Here is a 2,710-nt window from a genome sequence, read left to right as displayed (position 1 = left end):
TATCAGCTATCAGCTATCAGCTATCAGCTATCAGCTATCAGCTATCAGCTATCAGCTATCAGCTATCAGCTATCAGCTATCAGCTATCAGCTATCAGCTATCAGCTATCAGCTATCAGCTATCAGCGTCAAAGCCTGTGCCACGCTACTTGAGGTGCTTTTGAATAAAACAGGTAACCATTCGAATAATGCTGAGTTACGTCTGCTGACGGCTGACGGCTGACGGCTGACGGCACCTCAAGTAGCGCATATGCTTACCTGAACTTGAACTTGAAGCTTGAGCAAAGCATAAAGTAATGGGTAATAGGAAATTGGCTTACAATTCCCCATTACCCATTAGCTTGTCCTAAATTAACAACTAACTATCCTGTAGCCGTTTACTAACCTTCTTTTTGCCTTGTTGATAATAAAACCCAGGCTTTGAGATGGCTAAAATGCTACAATTTAACTGTGACTGTCTTGACCTCGGTGTATTGCTGCAAGCCATACTCCCCAAGTTCACGACCAATCCCAGACTGCTTGAAACCACCGAAGGGAGCAGCGGCATCAAACACATCGTAGCAATTCACCCAGACAGTACCAGCACGGACATTGTTTGCGATCGCATGAGCTTTAGTAATATCCTTCGTCCACACGGCTGCTGCTAAGCCATACATAGTATCATTTGCCCGCTTAATCACTTCATCGATATCCTTGAACTTAATAATGCTCATCACTGGTCCAAAGATTTCTTCTTGGGCAATCTTCATCTGATCTTGGACATCAACAAACACTGTCGGTTCGATGAAGTAACCGCGATCGCCAACTCGACCACCACCACACAACATCTGAGCTCCTTCCTGCTGACCAGACTCAATATAGCCCATCACCTTATTGAACTGTTCGAGATCTACCTGGGGACCCTGTTCTGTGTTAGCATCAAACGGGTCACCAACTGTGCGATTTTGCGCCCGTTTCACGCACTTGTCTACAAACTCGTCATAGCACTTCTCTTCCACAAACAGTCGCGAACCAGCACAACAGCACTGTCCTTGGTTAAAGAACAGGGCAAAGTGAGCGCCCTCAATGCTTTTATCCATGTCAGCGTCAGCAAAGACAATGTTAGGACTCTTACCACCAAGTTCTAGAGTGACCCGCTTGAGGTTACTCTTAGCTGCAGCTTCCATAATTAGATGCCCTACCTCAGTCGAGCCGGTAAAGGCAACTTTATCGATACCCATATGATGTGAAATCGCAGCCCCAGCAGTTGGTCCATAGCCTGAGAGAAGATTCACCACACCAGGAGGGAAACCTGCTTCGAGAATCAGTTCACCGATCCGCAAGGCTGATAAAGGAGTCTGTTCCGCCGTTTTCATCACCACGGTGTTACCAGCTGCCAGTGCTGGGCCTAACTTCCAAGCTTGCATCAACAGTGGAAAGTTCCAAGGAATAATCTGACCAACCACTCCTACAGGTTCATGGCGCGTGTAGCAAAAGTAAGGTCCGTTGATGGGAATTGTTTTGCCTTGAATCTTATCTGCCCAGCCAGCATAGTACCGATAGCAAGCAATGACTAGAGACACATCTGCATTAAAGGAATCACGATAGGGCTTTCCATTGTCTAGGGTTTCCAGCCGTGCTATTTCTTCCTTGTTTGCTTCGATTAAGTCAGCTAGCTTGTAGAGTAACTCCCCCCGCTGGGTGGCAGACATTTTCGGCCAGTCTCCACTGGTAAAGGCTGTCCTAGCCGCCACTACTGCTTTATCAACGTCTGGGGCATCAGCCTCAGCCACATCACAGATCACCTCTCCTGTTGCAGGGTTAATCGTCTCGAATCGTTTCCCAGAGGCGCTGTCTACCCATTCGTTATTAATCAGCAGCTGAGTTGGTCCGATTTTGACCGTTGGCTGTGGTGTTGTCTTTGGTGTAGGGGCAGTGACCATAATCGTCTCCTGTTGTTAAGTTGATTTTTTATGACATCCTCAATTCTAATGGTGGATTGTAAACTGAAAATTTAACTAAAAATATATATTTTATTAATATTTTATTTGAGATTTTTAACTAAATTTAAATTTTTGCTTAATTTTGTTAACACTTTAGCCAGAGTATCCCTAATTATCCCTATGGTCATATCTATAGGGGTTCTGATATTAATGAGGTTGTACACACGTATTTTTTACCTGTTCCCTGTTCCCTATTGTCTATTCCCTAAAATCCCAAGCTTGTGTACCTAAACTATTTGAATATTTGATAAATGCTATAAAATATTACTATCCAATCACCCATTACCAATATTTGGTTGAACTCCATAGGTTTTAAACTTTTCTATAACTATCTGCATTTCTTCCTCACTCAATAATTGAGGTTCTCCATAAATCTTGTTAACGCTGAGGATTTTGAGATAAATTTGAGCCAAGGTTTCTAGCTCTTGGGCGACTTTCAGAGCGTGCCTTAGATCTTTGCCACAGGCAATCATACCATGATTTTTTAACAAACAGGCAAGGGAATTTCCCAATGCTTTTAGGGCGTTGTTGCTAAGTTCTTGAGTGCCAAAGGTAGCATAATCAGCTACCTTTATACTGCTCCCACCTGTCCTAGCAACCATATAATGAAAGCTGGGTATAGGTATACCCATACAAGCCAATGCTGTAGCATGGATGCTATGAGTATGGACAATAGCATTCACATCGGGTCGATTTCACTATGACATACTGTTGAATCGACCCGATGTA

At 43.8% G+C, this 2,710-nt stretch carries 3 protein-coding genes; 1 reads left to right on the top strand and 2 read right to left on the bottom strand.

Annotated elements, in window-relative coordinates; translation table 11 throughout:
- Positions 1-222, top strand: a 222-nt coding sequence (locus F6K37_RS37565) for a hypothetical protein (RefSeq protein ID WP_287256115.1), incomplete at its 5' end; no start/stop codon positions are given.
- A gap of 214 nt (positions 223-436) precedes the next feature.
- Here F6K37_RS37565 and F6K37_RS37560 read toward each other — a convergent pair.
- Complete coding sequence (locus F6K37_RS37560) at positions 437-1,921, bottom strand: aldehyde dehydrogenase family protein (RefSeq protein ID WP_008181335.1); 1,485 nt, start codon at positions 1,919-1,921, stop codon at positions 437-439.
- 335 nt (positions 1,922-2,256) lie between these two features.
- On the bottom strand, positions 2,257-2,664 hold the full coding sequence (locus tag F6K37_RS37555; RefSeq protein WP_287256113.1) for a class II aldolase/adducin family protein: 408 nt from the start codon (positions 2,662-2,664) through the stop codon (positions 2,257-2,259).
- Between the last annotated feature and the right edge of the window lie 46 nt (positions 2,665-2,710).

It is taken from the genome of Moorena sp. SIO4E2 (assembly GCF_010671945.1).
GTDB classification, from domain to species: Bacteria; Cyanobacteriota; Cyanobacteriia; order Cyanobacteriales; family Coleofasciculaceae; genus Moorena; species Moorena producens.
This window is presented reverse-complemented; position numbering and strand designations above follow the sequence as displayed.